Annotated in this window: 18 protein-coding genes and 1 tRNA gene; 11 read left to right on the forward strand and 8 right to left on the reverse strand. The window is 69.3% G+C overall.

Annotated features, from left to right (window positions below; all coding sequences use genetic code 11):
• Positions 1-21 precede the first annotated feature (21 nt).
• Positions 22-498 carry a nuclear transport factor 2 family protein gene (locus M9M90_RS17065; RefSeq protein WP_254834437.1) on the reverse strand — a complete coding sequence of 159 codons (477 nt, stop codon included), beginning with the start codon at positions 496-498 and terminating at the stop codon, positions 22-24.
• The gene (locus M9M90_RS17070; RefSeq protein ID WP_254834438.1) at positions 498-875 is read right to left on the reverse strand and encodes a DUF4345 family protein; all 378 of its coding nucleotides are present in this window, start codon (positions 873-875) and stop codon (positions 498-500) included. The genes M9M90_RS17065 and M9M90_RS17070 overlap by 1 nt, the downstream gene beginning before the upstream one ends.
• Positions 876-961: 86 nt before the next feature.
• Between M9M90_RS17070 and M9M90_RS17075 the strand changes: the two genes are divergently transcribed.
• Both M9M90_RS17075 and M9M90_RS17080 read left to right on the forward strand, forming a co-directional pair.
• On the forward strand, positions 962-1,720 hold the full coding sequence (locus M9M90_RS17075; RefSeq protein ID WP_254834439.1) for an AraC family transcriptional regulator: 759 nt from the start codon (positions 962-964) through the stop codon (positions 1,718-1,720).
• 87 nt (positions 1,721-1,807) lie between these two features.
• A complete protein-coding gene (locus M9M90_RS17080) occupies positions 1,808-2,293 on the forward strand; it encodes a cytochrome P460 family protein (protein ID WP_254834440.1) in 486 nt (161 codons plus the stop codon).
• Here M9M90_RS17080 and M9M90_RS17085 read toward each other — a convergent pair whose 3' ends face one another.
• Entirely contained in the window at positions 2,294-3,010 is a 717-nt protein-coding gene (locus tag M9M90_RS17085; protein ID WP_254834441.1) for a dienelactone hydrolase family protein, read from the reverse strand.
• Positions 3,011-3,133: 123 nt separating this feature from the next.
• Here M9M90_RS17085 and M9M90_RS17090 point away from each other — a divergent pair, with 123 nt between their 5' ends.
• The 9 genes from M9M90_RS17090 (at position 3,134) to M9M90_RS17130 (ending at position 10,158) form a co-directional block, all read left to right on the forward strand.
• Positions 3,134-3,505 (forward strand): YciI family protein, encoded by a 372-nt coding sequence (locus M9M90_RS17090; protein ID WP_254834442.1) that lies wholly within the window; start codon positions 3,134-3,136, stop codon positions 3,503-3,505.
• A gap of 119 nt (positions 3,506-3,624) precedes the next feature.
• Positions 3,625-4,020: a DoxX family protein gene (locus M9M90_RS17095; RefSeq protein ID WP_254834443.1), complete on the forward strand. Its 396-nt coding sequence runs from the start codon at positions 3,625-3,627 to the stop codon at positions 4,018-4,020.
• 67 nt (positions 4,021-4,087) lie between these two features.
• Positions 4,088-4,172 (forward strand) — tRNA-Leu (locus M9M90_RS17100).
• Between the two features lie 22 nt (positions 4,173-4,194).
• Positions 4,195-5,040 carry an AraC family transcriptional regulator gene (locus M9M90_RS17105; RefSeq protein WP_254834444.1) on the forward strand — a complete coding sequence of 282 codons (846 nt, stop codon included), beginning with the start codon at positions 4,195-4,197 and terminating at the stop codon, positions 5,038-5,040.
• 101 nt (positions 5,041-5,141) lie between these two features.
• The gene (locus M9M90_RS17110; protein WP_254834445.1) at positions 5,142-6,347 is read left to right on the forward strand and encodes an acyl-CoA dehydrogenase family protein; all 1,206 of its coding nucleotides are present in this window, start codon (positions 5,142-5,144) and stop codon (positions 6,345-6,347) included.
• A gap of 143 nt (positions 6,348-6,490) precedes the next feature.
• Entirely contained in the window at positions 6,491-6,817 is a 327-nt protein-coding gene (locus tag M9M90_RS17115; protein ID WP_254834446.1) for a FeoA family protein, read from the forward strand.
• The gene (locus M9M90_RS17120) at positions 6,814-8,691 is read left to right on the forward strand and encodes a ferrous iron transporter B (protein ID WP_254834447.1); all 1,878 of its coding nucleotides are present in this window, start codon (positions 6,814-6,816) and stop codon (positions 8,689-8,691) included. The genes M9M90_RS17115 and M9M90_RS17120 overlap by 4 nt, the downstream gene beginning before the upstream one ends.
• A 98-nt stretch (positions 8,692-8,789) precedes the next feature.
• Positions 8,790-9,110: a hypothetical protein gene (locus tag M9M90_RS17125; protein WP_254834448.1), complete on the forward strand. Its 321-nt coding sequence runs from the start codon at positions 8,790-8,792 to the stop codon at positions 9,108-9,110.
• An 82-nt stretch (positions 9,111-9,192) separates the two neighbouring features.
• Entirely contained in the window at positions 9,193-10,158 is a 966-nt protein-coding gene (locus tag M9M90_RS17130; RefSeq protein ID WP_254834449.1) for an alpha/beta hydrolase, read from the forward strand.
• Between the two features lie 3 nt (positions 10,159-10,161).
• On the opposite strand, the gene M9M90_RS17135 is transcribed toward M9M90_RS17130, so the two are convergent.
• Genes M9M90_RS17135 through M9M90_RS17155 form a run of 5 tightly spaced genes read right to left on the reverse strand, consistent with a single transcriptional unit; the run spans position 10,162 to position 14,063 of the window.
• A complete protein-coding gene (locus M9M90_RS17135) occupies positions 10,162-10,647 on the reverse strand; it encodes a MarR family winged helix-turn-helix transcriptional regulator (RefSeq protein ID WP_254834450.1) in 486 nt (161 codons plus the stop codon).
• The gene (locus M9M90_RS17140) at positions 10,644-11,651 is read right to left on the reverse strand and encodes a fumarylacetoacetate hydrolase family protein (protein ID WP_254834451.1); all 1,008 of its coding nucleotides are present in this window, start codon (positions 11,649-11,651) and stop codon (positions 10,644-10,646) included. The genes M9M90_RS17135 and M9M90_RS17140 overlap by 4 nt, the downstream gene beginning before the upstream one ends.
• 1 nt (position 11,652) lies before the next feature.
• On the reverse strand, positions 11,653-11,931 hold the full coding sequence (locus M9M90_RS17145) for a hypothetical protein (protein ID WP_254834452.1): 279 nt from the start codon (positions 11,929-11,931) through the stop codon (positions 11,653-11,655).
• Between the two features lie 14 nt (positions 11,932-11,945).
• A complete protein-coding gene (locus tag M9M90_RS17150; protein ID WP_254834453.1) occupies positions 11,946-13,079 on the reverse strand; it encodes a homogentisate 1,2-dioxygenase in 1,134 nt (377 codons plus the stop codon).
• Positions 13,080-14,063, reverse strand: a complete 984-nt coding sequence (locus tag M9M90_RS17155; protein WP_254834454.1) for an isoaspartyl peptidase/L-asparaginase family protein — start codon at positions 14,061-14,063, stop codon at positions 13,080-13,082. It lies immediately after the preceding gene.
• Position 14,064: the final 1 nt, after the last annotated feature.

Genomic DNA, 14,064 nt, shown 5'->3' on the forward strand with positions numbered 1-14,064 from the left:
CCGCCGGCCCCCGGCGGTTGCCTAGTCCCCCACGAACCGGGCGACGAGCGCCGGGTCGGCGTCATAGACCCAGCACTCGCTGAACTGGCCATCGCGCACGGCATAGACCAACACACGCTCCAGTTCGGCGACGGTCTCGCCCTTGCGGAAAGTTTCGCGCGCGACGATGGCGCCCCGCTCGGGCCCCGCCAGCACCGCGATGATGCCGTTGAGCTGGCGGCCCGTCCGGCGGGAGAACTCCGCCAGCGTGGCCAGGGAGGCGGCCTTTCCCACATGGTCGCCGGACAGGGCGTGGGCGCCGCCGTAATGCAGGGTGAAGGTCTCGTGATAGAGGCCGGCTATTGTGGCCAGGTCGCCGGCGCGCCAGGCCTCGGCGTAGCGCTCGACGGTGGTGCGGATCTCAGCTTCGCGCGGGTCCAAAGGGCGGCCTCCGGCGGCGGATGGCGCGGCTGCGGCCGCGAGGGCGACAACCAACAGGCCGCGGCGGGCGAGCGGCATCAGGCGGACTTCAGGGAGGCCGAGCCGATCAGGGCCGCGGCCACCACCAGCTCGATCAGCAGGAAGGCGCCAGGCAGTCGGCCCAGGCCTTGGTCGATCCCGGCTGAGACCGCGCGGCCCGCCGCCATGCCGATGCAGCCGGCCCCCACCATTAGGGCCACCGGGTTGCGCAGTTCCGGCCGCATCAGGCTGAGGAAAAGCAGGCCCGACCAGACCAGCGGCAAGCCGCCATAGACGGCGCGGATCTCATTGAACCCGTCCACCGTCGACACCTTGATCCCGTAGCCGGCCAGCAGGCCGCCGGGAAAGCGCAGGGCCATGACCCCCAGCCACGCGAAGAAGCCCGCACAGGGCAGGATCAGCAGCATCTTGAGCATGGGGACTCCGAGGCGGGTCTGGCCGGATGTGGCGTCATGGGCCAAGCTTGCCGCGTCTTTCCTGCTCCGGCTTTCGAGAAGTGGCTATGGCGCCGAGCGCGCGACTGTATTCCTGGGGCGCCCGCGCGCTCTTCCTCGGCGAGGCCCTGGGCCTGACGCCGCACCGCAACGCCGTGGCCGTGCTGGCGCTCGGCCTGGAAGCGTCCTTCGACGTCGCCATCGATCCCGCCGATCCGGCCGCCGGATATCGCCGCTGCCGCGCCGCGCTCATCCCGCCCAACACCCTGCACCACTTGGCGGCCACCACCGGGACCATGGCCTTCCTCTATGTCGACGCGCGCAGTCCCGACCAGGCGCGGCTGCAAGGCCTGGTCCGCGATGCCGGCCCCCGCGTCGGCTTCGACCTGGACGGCGAAGTCGAGTTGATCGAGAGCCTGGCCAGGCTGGCGCGCGGCGAAGCCGACTGGACCGCCACGCGTCCCGGCCTGGACGCCCTGCTGTCGGAGCGCGGCGCCCGTCCGAAGGACCCCCGCGTGCGCCAAGCCCTTGACCTGCTGCACGCCGATCCCGCCGCCCGGCCGTCGCTGGAGGCCCTGGCCAGGCAGGCCGGCCTCTCGACCTCGCACTTCATCCACCTGTTCAAGGCCGCCACCGGGGTGCCGCTGCGCCGCTACAAGCTGTGGATCGCCATGGGCGCGGCCATCCGCGCCATCGTCGCGGGCGAGAACCTGACCAACGCCGCCCTGGACGCCGGCTTCTCGAGCTCGGCCCACTTCAGCGCGGCGTTCCGCGAGATGTTCGGCATGGAGCCTTCGAGACTGTCAGGCGGCCGGCTCGCCGCGTAACCCCTGAGGAACATTTGCGGCGAACGCTTGAACTGGCGCCGGCGCCGGTGGAAAGGCGATTGTCGACCACCTTCGCGCGGAGTCTTCGTGAAGCCCAATCTGCTCGCCGGCCTCGCCGCGCTCACCGTCATGACCTGCCTTGGCCAGGCCGCCTCGAGCGCCGTCGAGGAACCGGCCTATCCCGAGGGCTACCGCCGCTGGACCCACGTATTGAGCGGTGTCTCGAACGCCAATTTCAACCGCTATGAAGGCCTGCACAATATCTACGCCAACCCGAAGGCCGTCGAGGGCTACAAGTCCTCGGGCGCCTTTCCGGACGGGTCGGTCATCGTCTTCGATCTGTTCGAGGTGGTGGACAAGGGCGGCGCGACCGTCGCCACCAGGCGCAAGTTCATCGATGTCATGGTCAAGGACAGCGAGCGCTACGCCGCGACCGGGGGCTGGGGCTACACCGAGTTCCTGGGCGAGAGCCGCACGGAGCGCGGCTTCACCCAGGATAAGGCCCCAAGCTGCCACGCCTGCCACCTGGCCAAGGCGGGCCACGACGCGGTCTTCACCCGCTTCAAGGATTGATCAGCCGATCGGACCCAGGGTCTCGTCGAACAGGCCCCGCATGACGCGCCAGCTCCGATGATCGGCCGCCTCGTCATAGCCGAAGCCCGGAAGGCCCATGGCGTCCACCTCCCGATTGGTGAAACTGTGCCCGACCCCGCCCAGCAACAGCATCTGCCAGTCGGCGCCGGCGGCGCTCATCTCGGCCGCGAAGGTCTCACGGTCGGCGGCGCTGATGATCGGGTCCTCCGACCCCAGGCAGACCATGACCTTGCCCTTGATCGCCCCCTTGGCCGCCGGCGTCGACGTGCCGAGGCCGGAGTGGAACCCGATGACGCAGGGCACGTCGGCGCCGCTGCGCGCCAGCTCCAGCACCGTGGTCCCGCCAAAGCAGAAGCCGATGGCCGCGGTCCGAGCGGCGTCCACGTTTGGCTGGGCCCGCAGCACCTCCAGCGCCGTGCGCGCCCGGCCCTGCAGGGTCGGCAGGTCGCCCATCAGGCCGGTGATGGTGGCCATGGCCTGCTCCCGGCTCTCGATGGGATAGCCGAAGGTGTCCATGGCGAAGGCCACATAGCCCAGCTCGGCCAGCATCTGGGCCCGCTGTCTGGGATGGCCGGTCATGCCGCCGCCCTCGTGGGCCACCAGCACCCCAGCCGTCGGCTTGCCGCGCGAACCGTCCGCCAGGTAGCCGGTGAAGCTCTTGCCGCCGAACTCGTAGACGATCGCCTGCATGTCCATGTCATCCCTCCGACGGTCCCGGCCGCCCGAATTGCACCGGACGGCGGCCTCGGCTGTCAAGCTTGGGGTTGCATCCCGGACCAGGCCCGGTTTCGCTAGCCTCGCCCAGACAGGAGCCCCCCGATGCTCTACGCCATCCTCTGCTACAACTCCGAACAGATCGTCGGCTCCTGGACCCAGGAGCAGGACGACGCCGTCATGGCGCGCCTGCAGGTGGTCCACGAAGCCCTTGACGGCAAGCTCGGCCCCGCGATCCGGCTGAACCCGACCAAGGCCGCCACCACACTGATGAAGAACGAGGAGCCGCACTACGTGATCGACGGCCCCTATGCCGAGACCAAGGAGGCCCTGCTGGGCTTCTACATCCTCGACGTCGCCGACAAGGAGGAGGCCCTGGACGCCGCGCGCCAGCTAGCGGTCGCCAACCCCGGCGGCGCCTACGAGATCCGGCCGATCATGCTCTACATTCCAGGGATGGCCCTGCCCGAGACCTGAGCGCCCGCGAAAATCGTAAGGGGGCTGTCGGCATCCGGGCCCCTGAAACGTCCTTGGTCTGACGACGCCAAGCATGGCGACGCGACCCATCGATGGGACAGGAGAGACGATCTATGACCATGAGCGACACGATGACCCCCAAACTCTGGCGCTGGATCGGCTGGGTGCTGACGGGCCTCTTCACAGCCTTCATGATCTTCGACACCTCGATCAAGCTGCTGGATCTGGAGATCGTGCGCGAGTCCCTGGTCGGCCTGGGCTATCCGGCCCATCTAGGCCGCGGCATCGGGGTCATCGAGCTGGTCTGCCTGGTGTTCTTCCTCGTTCCCCGCACCTCGCTGCTGGGCGCGATCCTGATGATGTCAGTCCTGGGCGGCGGCATCACCAGCCAAATGCGCCTGGAGGCGCCGCTGTTCAGCCATGTCCTGTTCGGGGTCTATCTGGGCCTGCTGATGTGGGGCGGCCTGTTCCTGCGCGACTCGCGATTGCGCGGCCTCTTCCCGATCCGGCGGTAGTCGGCGGGCTCGGTCTGGAACTCCGGGCGATCGCCTGCTAGACGGACCTCCGTCGCCGAAACGACGCGCGGGCGTGGTGGAACTGGTAGACGCGCCGGACTCAAAATCCGGTTCCGAAAGGAGTGTCGGTTCGAGCCCGACCGCCCGCACCATCAGCACTGGGTCGACCCCGACATGCCCGAAGTCGCCGTCCAGTCCCTGCTGAAGACGCCGACCGTCTCGGTCCGCGACATCTGTTGCCAGGGCCGTTGCAGGCGCCGGAGCGCCGAGGAGAGCGCGAGCGCCACCGAGCTGGTGTTCCCCTATCGCGGCGTCTATGCGCGGCACGTCGGCGCCGACCAGGCCATCGCCGAGGCCAACCAGGTGCTGTTCTTCAACGCCGGCGAGGGCTACCGGGTCAGCCATCCGGTCGCGGGCGGGGACGCCTGCCTGTCGTTGGCCATCGACGAACCGCTGCTGCGCGAACTGGCCCCCAAGGCCCTGCTACGGGACGGGGCGGCCGTGGCGTTCCGCCGCCAGCGCCTTCGCATCGACCCGCGGGCCCAGGAGCTGATCGCCCTGCTGCGGCACGGCCTGCGCCAAGGTTCGGCCGAGCCGCTGGAAGCCGAGAGCCTGGCGCTCACCCTCGTGCAGCGCGCCCTGGGTCCGCGCACCACCCACGCTGCCGGGGCCAGCCCCGGGCGGCAGAAGCTCGCCGATCGGGTCAAGCTGGTGTTGGCCAGCGATCCCGCGCGCCGCTGGACCCTGGCCGACATCGCGGCCGAGGTGGGCGGGTCTCCGGTCTACCTCACCCAGGTCTTCCAGCAGGTCGAGGGCCTGCCGCTCTATCGCTACCAGATGCGCCTGCGGCTGGCGCGGGCGCTGAACCTGCTGCCGCAGTACGACGACCTGACAGCGCTGGGCCTCGACCTCGGCTTCTCCAGCCACAGCCATTTCAGCGCCGCGTTCCGGGAGACCTACGGGCGTTCGCCCTCGGCGTTCCGGCGGGCGGCGCTGCGTCGCGTCACGCCAGGCGGCTAAGGCGGCCTTGCCCTGGCGTGAACCTTGTGGCCGCCGCCCTGGGCGCTAGGGTGGCCCTTGAACGCGGCCGACCTGGCCGCCGCACGATCAAGGGGACCGACATGGCGGATTTCGGAGGCGAGCCGAACCTTGAGGCCTTCCGCGCCGAGGCCCGCGGGTGGCTGGAAGCCAACTTCCCACCCACCCTGGCGGGCAAGGGCGTCCTGGCCTCGGCCGAGATCTCGGCGCCCAATCCCGACCTCGCCGCCTGGCGCAAGGCCGTCGGCGCCAAGGGCTGGGGAACGCCGACCTGGCCGACCCAGTACGGCGGCGGCGGACTCTCGCCCCAGGAAGCCAAGGTGCTGGCCCAGGAGATGGCCAAGCTGGGCGCCTTCAATCCGCTGATGTTCGGCATGGGCGTGACCATGATCGGCCCGACCATCATGGACTACGGGACCGAGGCCCAGAAGGCGAAGCACATCCCGCCCATCGTCCGCGGCGAGGTGCAGTGGTGCGTCGGCTATTCCGAGCCCAACGCCGGCTCCGACCTGGCCTCCCTGCAAATGCGGTGCGAGGACGCCGGCGATCATTGGGTCATCAACGGCCAAAAGACGTGGACGTCGGGCGCCCAGTACTCCGACTGGTGCGGGGCCCTGGTGCGCACCGACTTCGCGGCCAAGAAGCATGACGGCATCAGCTTCATGCTGATCGACATGCACCAGCCGGCCATCGACCCGCGACCCATCGCGCTCATCGCCGGGGCCTCGCCGTTCTGCGAGACCTTCTTCACCGACGCCCGGGCCGAGAAGGACGGCCTGCTCGGCGAGCTCAACCACGGCTGGACAGTCGGCAAGCGGCTGCTGCAGCACGAGCGCGCCAGCCAGACGGGGGCGTCAGGAGGAGGCCGGGCCACGCCGCTGCAGGACATCGCCAAGCGCTATGTGGGAGTCGACGACCAGGGCCGGCTGGCCGACAGCGACCTGCGCACCCGGCTGACCCAGCACCTGATGGACGCCAAGATGCACGGCCTGACCCTGGCGCGGATCGTCGCGGAGTCGAAGGGCGCCTCGGGCGCGAACACCACGGCATCCATCCTGAAGAACTCCGCCACCAATGTGGCCCAGACGCGGGCCGAACTCAGCCTGGAGATCTTCGGGCACCAGGGCCTGGGCTGGGAGGGCGAGACCTTCAGCCAGGAAGAGATCGAGACCGTGCGCGGCTGGCTGGGCGGCAAGGCCATGTCGATCTATGGCGGCTCGCTCGAGATCCAGAACAATATCATCTCCAAGCGCATCCTGGGCCTTCCGGACAACACCCAGTCGAGCTGAGTCGGGCCGCCGCGCGGATATCCGAGAACGCCCGGGCCTCCTGAGCCCGGACCATTGGCCGCAAGTCGTTTCTAAAGCGGAGGCTCGACGGCGCGCATCGTGAATGATAATCGTTCGCAATTGAGGCGCGTAAGGACCTCGCGATGAACGATCTATCGGTGCAGGCGGATTTGGCCGCGAATTCCGCGGCGGGCCTTGTCGTGCGCCTGAGCTCGCTCGAGGTCGGCGCGACCGGGGTCATCGTCGACGTCCGCGCCGAGAGCGCGCCCCTGGCCCACGGCGTCGACGTTCACGAGCTGCAGCGCCGCCTCCTGGAGTTCGGCTTCGTGGAGGGCGCCCGCATCGAGGTGCTGCACGAGGGCGCCATTCGCCACGACCCGATCGCCGTCCGGGTGGACGACACCCGCGTCGCCCTGCGTCGCCGCGACGCCGAGGACGTGTTCATCCTGCTCGACACGCCGCAGAAATGACCCAGACCGCCACGCTCGCGTCCGCCAGGGTCGCCCTGGTCGGCAATCCCAATTCCGGCAAGACGGCGCTGTTTAACGCGCTCACCGGCGCCCGCCAGAAGGTCGCCAACTACGCCGGGGTCACGGTCGAGCGGAAGGAGGGCGTGGTCACGACGCCCGCCGGCCGCAGCCTGCACATCCTGGACCTGCCCGGCACCTATTCCCTGCGCGCCCGCAGCCCCGACGAAGTGGTCACCCGCGACGCGGTCCTCGGCCGGCTGGAGGGCGAGGTTCCGCCCGACGTGGTGGTCTGCGTGGCCGACGCCACCAACCTGCGCCTGGTGTTGCGCCTGGCCCTGGAGCTCAAGGCCGTCGGCCGGCCGATGGTGCTGGCCCTCAACATGTACGACATCGCCCAGCGCCAGGGCCTGCGGATCGACCTGGAGGGCCTGTCGCGCGAGATCGGCGCCCCCATCGTCACCACCGTGGCCACCCGCAAGCGCGGCATCGACGACCTGATCGCCCAGGTCGACGCCCTGGCCGCCAGCGGCGCCCTACCCGGCGAGAACACCTGGCGCGAACCCGACGCGGCCGAGATCCGCCGCGCCCATGCCGAGGCCCAGCGGATTGTGCGCACCTATGTCCGCCCGCCCGAACATCCCGACACCTGGACCGGCCGCGTGGACGCGGTCCTGCTGCACCCGTTCTGGGGCCTGGCGATCCTGTTCTCGCTGCTGTTCCTGATGTTCCAAGCGGTGTTCACCTGGGCCACCCCGGCCATGGACGGCATCGAGGCCGCCTTCGGCTGGCTGGGCGGTCTGGTGGGCCAGGTGGTGACCAACGATCTCGCCCGCAGCCTGATCGCCGACGGGGTCATAGCCGGGGTCGGCAGCGTGCTGGTCTTCCTGCCGCAGATCCTGATCCTGTTCCTGTTCATCCTCCTGCTGGAGGACTTCGGCTACATGGCGCGGGCGGCCTTCCTGATGGACCGGATCATGGGCGGTGCAGGACTGCACGGGCGGGCGTTCATCCCTCTGCTCTCCTCCTTCGCCTGCGCCATCCCCGGGATCATGTCGACGCGGGTGATCGATTCCAAGCACGACCGGCTGACCACCATACTGGTGGCCCCGCTGATGACCTGTTCGGCGCGGATCCCGGTCTACACCCTGATCATCGCCGCCTTCATCCCCAACACCCAGGTCTGGGGCTTCATGAGCCTGCAGGGCCTGGTGATGTTCAGCCTCTACGCCGCGGGCATCCTCAGCGCGCTCGCCGTCTCCTTCGTGACCCGCCGGCTGTTCTGGCGCGGGGCGGTGGAGCCGTTCCTGATGGAGCTGCCCACCTACAAGCTGCCCGACCCCGCCAACGTCCTGCGCAACCTATTCCTCCGCGCCCAGATCTTCATCGAGCGGGCCGGGCGCATCATCCTGCCGCTGATGATCCTAATCTGGGTGCTCTCGACCTTCCCCTACGCCCCGGCGGGCGCCCCGGGGCCTGCCATCGACTACAGCTTCGCCGGCATGATCGGCCACGCCATCCAGCCCCTGCTGGCCCCTATCGGCTTCAACTGGCAGATGTCGATCGCGCTCGTACCGGGCATGGCCGCCCGCGAGGTCGCCGTGGCCGCGCTCGGCACCGTCTATGCGGTGGGCGATGCGGAGAACAACACCGGGACCCTTGCCTCGACGCTCAGGGGCCACTGGTCGATGGCCACAGGCCTCTCGTTCCTGGCCTGGTACATCTTCGCCCCGCAATGCGCCGCGACCCTGGGCGTGGTGAAGCGCGAGACCAACAGCTGGCGTTGGCCGATCATCATGTTCGTCTACATGACCACGCTGGCCTATCTGGCGGCCTTCATCGTTTACCGGACGGCGGTCGCCCTGGGCGGGGGATGAAGCTTCACCGTAAACAACTTTTAGGGGAAATTAATTGCGCGCTTTAAGGGATCGCTAAATCTAAACGCCATAGCGTTTCCTGATCGGGGAGCGACAGGATGCAAGTAACCGCCCATAAGCGCCGCAAGGCCGCAGCCAAGCCGACCATCAAGCCGGCGAGCGACCATCTGCTTGAGCGTATTCGAGAAACCCTGCTGCTGTTCGGCGGCGAGGCCCACCGTCGCGACGTGATCGCCAACGTGGCGCGCGAGACCGGTTTCGACGTCAAGAACATCCCTCAGGACTTCGAGGCCGCGGTCATTCTCTCCTTCGAGGAGACCGTCCGCGATGAGGTCCGCCGCGCCGCGCACGGCTTCTATCTGAAGTTCGGCGAGGGCTCGCACCGCTGGAGCGTCAAGCTCCCGGAGACGGCGCACTAAAAGTTTCCGATTCTTCGACCGAGGCCGAAGCAACCTCAGCGACAAACGTTCGATCCTGGCGAGCCCAGCCAGGAGTCGCTGAATGACGAAGACGATAGTTGCGTGCGCCGCGGTCCTCGGCGCGCTGGCGGTCCCCGCGACCGCGGCGGAAACGATCCGACTGCCGGGCGCAGACCGCGAGCCCACCCTTGCGATCAGTCACGAACCCGGGCCCGGGCCCAGCGTGCTCTATGTGCACGGCGCGACCTTCCCCCAGGCCTTATCGATCGGGTACCGCCTGGCGGGCCGTTCCTGGATGGACGACCTGCGCGCCCGCGGCTTTGACGTATGGGCATTCGATCTCGCCGGCTACGGCGACTCGGACCGCCCCGCGGCCATGACCGGCGCCGCGCCCGTGGGCCGAATGGCGGAGGCCGTCAGCCAGATCGCCCGCGTCACGCGCTACATCCGCGCGACCTCGAAGAAGGATCGCGTCTCAATCCTCGCCCATTCCTGGGGAACCTTGCCGGCCGGCGCATTCGCCGCCGAACACCCCGATAGGATCGAGCGCCTGGTTCTCTTCGGTCCGCCCGCCCTGCGCAAAGCCGCCCCGCCGGCCGCCGAGCCAACCACGGGCGCATCGCTGGTCAGCGCTGAGGATCAATGGGCAAGCTTCCAGTCAGGCGTGCCCGCAGGCGAGCCGTCGCCCATCGACAGGGCCCTGTTCGTCCCCTGGGCCGAGGCGTATCTCGCCAGCGACGCCGCCAGCGCCACGCGCAGTCCGCCGGCCGTGCTCGTGCCGACAGGACCTCAGGCCGACTTGGCGGAGGTCTGGTCCGGCCGATTCCCGTACGATCCGGCCAAGGTCCGGGCCTCGACCCTCGTCGTCTACGGCGAGTGGGACCCCATCACGCGCGACGCCGATGCGGCCTGGCTGAAGGAGGCGTTGGTCAAGGCCGAAGGCGGGGTGCGGGTCGCCAAACTGCCCCGCGGCGCACACCGGATGCATCTCGAGGCGAACCGTCAGGTCCTCTTCGACGCAGTCGGCGCCTTTCTGACCGAGGACTAGACGCTACGCCTTGCCGCCCGACAGCGCGTCGGCGGCGCCCTGCAGGCGGCCCAGGAGCCGCTTCAATAGGGCCACCTCATCCGGCGACAGGCCGGCGATCAGCGCCGCCTCGTAGGCGAGCGCAAGCGGCGCCACCTCCGCATGCAGCTGCGCGCCCTGGGCGGTCAGGGCCAGGACATGGGATCGGCCGTCGGCGTGGTGGTCGCTGCGGGCGATCAGTCGCCGGATGCTCAGGCCCTGGGCGGCGCGGCTGACCGTCACCTTGTCCATGCCGGTGCGCGCGACGATGGCCCCCTGGGTCAGGCCGCCGTCCTCGGCCAGGACGCAGATCAGCCGCCACTGCGGGATGTTGAGCCCAAAACGGTCCTCATAGGCGCGCGCGATCAGCTGGCTGACGGCGTTGGAGGCCACCGAGAGCCGATACGGCAGATAGGCGTCCAGCTTCAGCTCGCCCGCGGGCGGGTCGGAAAGCTGGCGCTGCACGCTCATGACCCTTGGACCTCCTGCTCGATGGCGCCGAAGATGGTGTGACGGCGCGGATCGCGCATCTCAATCCGCACTCGGTCGCCGGGCTTGAGGAACGGCGTCTTGGGCGCGCCGTGTGCAAGGGTTTCGACGGTTCGCAACTCCGCGAGGCAGGAATAGCCGACGCCACCTTCGGCGACGGGTTTACCTGGGCCGCCGTCGGGACCTCGGTTCGACACCGTGCCGGAGCCGACGATGGTCCCGGCGCTGAGCGCCCGGGTCTTGGCGGCATGGGCGATCAGGGTCCCGAAGTCGAAGGTCATGTCGACCCCGGCGTCGGCCTCGCCGAGCGGCTTGCCGTTCAGTTCGACCTCCAGCGCGCCGTGCAGCTTGCCGTCCTTCCAGGCCTCGCCCAGCGCGTCGGGGGTCACGGCCACCGGCGAGAACGCCGAGGCCGGCTTCGACTGGAAGAAGCCGAAGTTCTTGGAAAGCTCGGCGGGGATCAGGTTGCGCAGGCTTACGTCGTTGACCAGCATGACCAGGCGGACGGCGGCCAGGGCCTCCTCGCGGCTGGCGCCCAGGGGCACGTCGCCGGTGACCACCGCCACCTCGCCCTCCAGGTCACAGCCCCAGGCCTCGTCGGCCAGCGGGATCGGATCGCGCGGCGCCAGGAAGTTGTCGGAGCCGCCCTGGTACATCAGCGGATCGGTCCAGAAGCTGTCGGGCATGTCGGCCGCGCGCGCCTTCCGCACCAGGGCCACATGGTTCACATAGGCCGAGCCGTCGGCCCACTGATAGGCGCGCGGCAGGGGGCTCTCGGCGTCCTTCTCGTGGAACCGGACCCTGGGGATCGAGCCGGTCTCCAGACCCTCGGCCAGGCCGCGCAGCAGGGGCTCGCAGCGTTCCCAGTCGTCGAGGGCGGCCTGCAGGGTCGGCGCGACATTGGTCGCCTCGACGCACCAGGCGAGATCGTTGGAAACCACCACGAGGCGGCCGTCACGACCCCACTTGAGCGATGCGAGCTTCATACTAGTTTTCCTCCCGGCGGACGGTGCGTGTCAGGCGCACGCCTTGTTCGTAGGCCTCTGGCAAATAGACCACGACCTCGACGCAGATGTCGCCGCCGGCCTCGTCGGCCCACAGGTAATTACGCTCGAAACAGACGTCGCGGCCGGCCGGGGTGTAGCCTTCATAGGTGTCGCCCCAGGGCGTGCAGGCGGCCATGTCGCGGCGGGGTAGCGAACAGGCGCGTTCCAGCTCCTCCTCAGCGGCTTCCGTCAGATCGGCCTTGAGATCGGCTTGCGCCATCGCCTAGCCCGCCTTCAAGCCGGCGTCCGCCAGCTGTTGACGTAGTCCGGGTTCTCCACCGTAGAGGCCGCCTCGCCCACGTCCAGGGGATCGCGGGTGTCGATCATCACGGCGTATTCGTCGGTGGCCGCCTTGGGCTGGCTCAGCATGTTCTTCAGCGCCTTCGGGTGCGGCCCGTGGGTGAAGCCGGAGGGATGGAATGTCATCATCCCGGCCTCGATGTGGTCGCGGCTGAAGAAGTCGCCGGCGTGGTAGAACAGCACCTCGTCGAAATCGTCGTTGTTGTGGAAGAACGGCACCTTCAGCGCGCCCGGATCGGTCTCGAAGGGCCTGGGCGCGAAGGTGCAGACCACGAACCGGTCGGACACGAATGTTGTGTGGACGCTGGGCGGCAGATGGTAGCGATGGCTCACCACCGGGCGGATATGGCGCACGTTCAGCCGCACCGGGGCCAGCTCCCCGTGCCAGCCCACCGCGTCCAGCGGATTGTACGGATAGGTGACCGTGGAGACCTCGCCGCGCTTCTTGACGGCCACCCGGGTCTCGCCGTCCTGCGCCTGGTGGGCCTTGAAGGCCTCGTTCAGCTCCGGGGTGTCCAGCATGGCCGGATCGAACAGGGCGTGGCCCCCCAGCAGACCCTTGTCGGGCAGGGTGAAGTGGCTGTTGGTCGCCTGGATCATCAGGATGGCCGTCGGTTCGGCTGGGCTCAGCCGCCACATGGTCCCGCGCGGCATGTAGAGATAGTCCCCGGCCTCATAGGAGATGTGGCCATAGTCGCAGAACAGGTCGCCGCGCCCCTGGTGGACGAACAGCAACTGGTCGCCGTCGGCGTTGCGGGCGAGGCCCGGCATGGCCTGCCCCAGCTTCCAGAAGCGCATCTCGGTGGCGGCGTTCTTCAGGATCACCGGGGCGTCCCAGGGCGAACCCTGCGCCTCGTTCAGCCGGGCTAGGTCGAAGGCGCGGGGACGCAGGGGCCCCTCGAAGTCGCTCCAGCCGGTGGGCGGGCGCGGATGGTGGATGAAGGCGGCCGGGCCGAAGAACCCTTCCTTGGATATCTCGCGCTCATAGGTGCCGGCGGGCATGTCGGCGTGAGCCTGGCGCGAATGGGCGCCTTGGGCGGCGCGGACGGGGATCCAGTTGCGGGCCATTCAGGGTTCGTCCTTGTAGATGCTGACCACGAGCGGCCGGTCGGCGGCCAGGCTGGCGCGGTACATGCCCGAGGTGTTGTAGCTCCAGGCCACCTGGCCGTCAGGCGCCACGGCGATGATCCCGCCGTCGCCGCCCAGGGCGGTGAGCTTATCCTGGATCACCAAATCGGCCGCGGCCTGCAGCGAAAGACCCTTGTGCTCGACCAGGGCGGCGATCTCGTGGGCCACGCCCAGGCGGATGAAGTACTCGCCGGTCCCGGTGGCCGAGACGGCGCAGGCGGCGTTGGACGCATAGGTCCCCGCCCCGATCACCGGTGAATCGCCCACCCGGCCCCACTGCTTGCCGGTGGTGCCGCCGGTCGACGTGCCCGCCGCCACATTGCCCGAGGTGTCGAGCGCGACCACGCCCACCGTGCCGTACTTGCCCTCGTCGTGGGCCAGGGCGTGGACCGGATCGGGCCGATGCTCGCCCACCGGCCGGGGCGGGACCGGCAGGTCGTGGGCCTTGGCGAAGTTCTCGAGGCTGCGCCAGCGGCGCTCGGTGAAGAAGTAGGACGGGTCGGCCTGCTCCACGCCGACGGCCTTGGAGAAGGCGTCGGCGCCGGCTCCGACCAGCAGGACATGGGAGGACCGCTCCATGACCGCGCGGGCCAGCGAGATCGGGTGGCGCGTGCGGGTGACGCCGGCCACCGCCCCGGCCGCCAGGGTGGCGCCGTCCATGATCGAGGCGTCCAGTTCGTTGGCGCCCCGGGCGGTGAACACCGCGCCGCGGCCGGCGTTGAACAGGGGGTCGTCCTCCAGCAGGCGGATGGCCGCCTCGACGGCGTCGAGCGCCGAACCGCCGGCTCGCAGGACCGCGCCCCCGGCCTCGGCGACGCGCCCGAGGGCGGCGCGATAGGCCGCTTCCTGCTCGGGCCTCAGATGCCGGCGCTCAATGACGCCCGCGCCGCCATGGACGGCGATGGCCCAGTTCGGCGTCGACAAG

This window comes from Phenylobacterium sp. LH3H17 (assembly GCF_024298925.1).
Taxonomy (GTDB): domain Bacteria; phylum Pseudomonadota; class Alphaproteobacteria; order Caulobacterales; family Caulobacteraceae; genus Phenylobacterium.

Bases quoted from the DNA above. Each gene is read 5' to 3' on its own strand.
- M9M90_RS17105 (WP_254834444.1), top strand. From the start codon at position 4,195: ATGCCCGAAGTCGCCGTCCAGTCCCTGCTGAAGACGCCGACCGTCTCG.
- M9M90_RS17140 (WP_254834451.1), bottom strand. From the start codon at position 11,651: ATGAAGCTCGCATCGCTCAAGTGGGGTCGTGACGGCCGCCTCGTGGTG.
- M9M90_RS17115 (WP_254834446.1), top strand. From the start codon at position 6,491: ATGAACGATCTATCGGTGCAGGCGGATTTGGCCGCGAATTCCGCGGCG.
- M9M90_RS17085 (WP_254834441.1), bottom strand. From the start codon at position 3,010: ATGGACATGCAGGCGATCGTCTACGAGTTCGGCGGCAAGAGCTTCACC.
- M9M90_RS17070 (WP_254834438.1), bottom strand. From the start codon at position 875: ATGCTCAAGATGCTGCTGATCCTGCCCTGTGCGGGCTTCTTCGCGTGG.
- M9M90_RS17090 (WP_254834442.1), top strand. From the start codon at position 3,134: ATGCTCTACGCCATCCTCTGCTACAACTCCGAACAGATCGTCGGCTCC.
- M9M90_RS17095 (WP_254834443.1), top strand. From the start codon at position 3,625: ATGAGCGACACGATGACCCCCAAACTCTGGCGCTGGATCGGCTGGGTG.
- M9M90_RS17075 (WP_254834439.1), top strand. From the start codon at position 962: ATGGCGCCGAGCGCGCGACTGTATTCCTGGGGCGCCCGCGCGCTCTTC.
- M9M90_RS17120 (WP_254834447.1), top strand. From the start codon at position 6,814: ATGACCCAGACCGCCACGCTCGCGTCCGCCAGGGTCGCCCTGGTCGGC.
- M9M90_RS17150 (WP_254834453.1), bottom strand. From the start codon at position 13,079: ATGGCCCGCAACTGGATCCCCGTCCGCGCCGCCCAAGGCGCCCATTCG.
- M9M90_RS17145 (WP_254834452.1), bottom strand. From the start codon at position 11,931: ATGGCGCAAGCCGATCTCAAGGCCGATCTGACGGAAGCCGCTGAGGAG.
- M9M90_RS17130 (WP_254834449.1), top strand. From the start codon at position 9,193: ATGACGAAGACGATAGTTGCGTGCGCCGCGGTCCTCGGCGCGCTGGCG.
- M9M90_RS17125 (WP_254834448.1), top strand. From the start codon at position 8,790: ATGCAAGTAACCGCCCATAAGCGCCGCAAGGCCGCAGCCAAGCCGACC.
- M9M90_RS17065 (WP_254834437.1), bottom strand. From the start codon at position 498: ATGCCGCTCGCCCGCCGCGGCCTGTTGGTTGTCGCCCTCGCGGCCGCA.
- M9M90_RS17110 (WP_254834445.1), top strand. From the start codon at position 5,142: ATGGCGGATTTCGGAGGCGAGCCGAACCTTGAGGCCTTCCGCGCCGAG.
- M9M90_RS17135 (WP_254834450.1), bottom strand. From the start codon at position 10,647: ATGAGCGTGCAGCGCCAGCTTTCCGACCCGCCCGCGGGCGAGCTGAAG.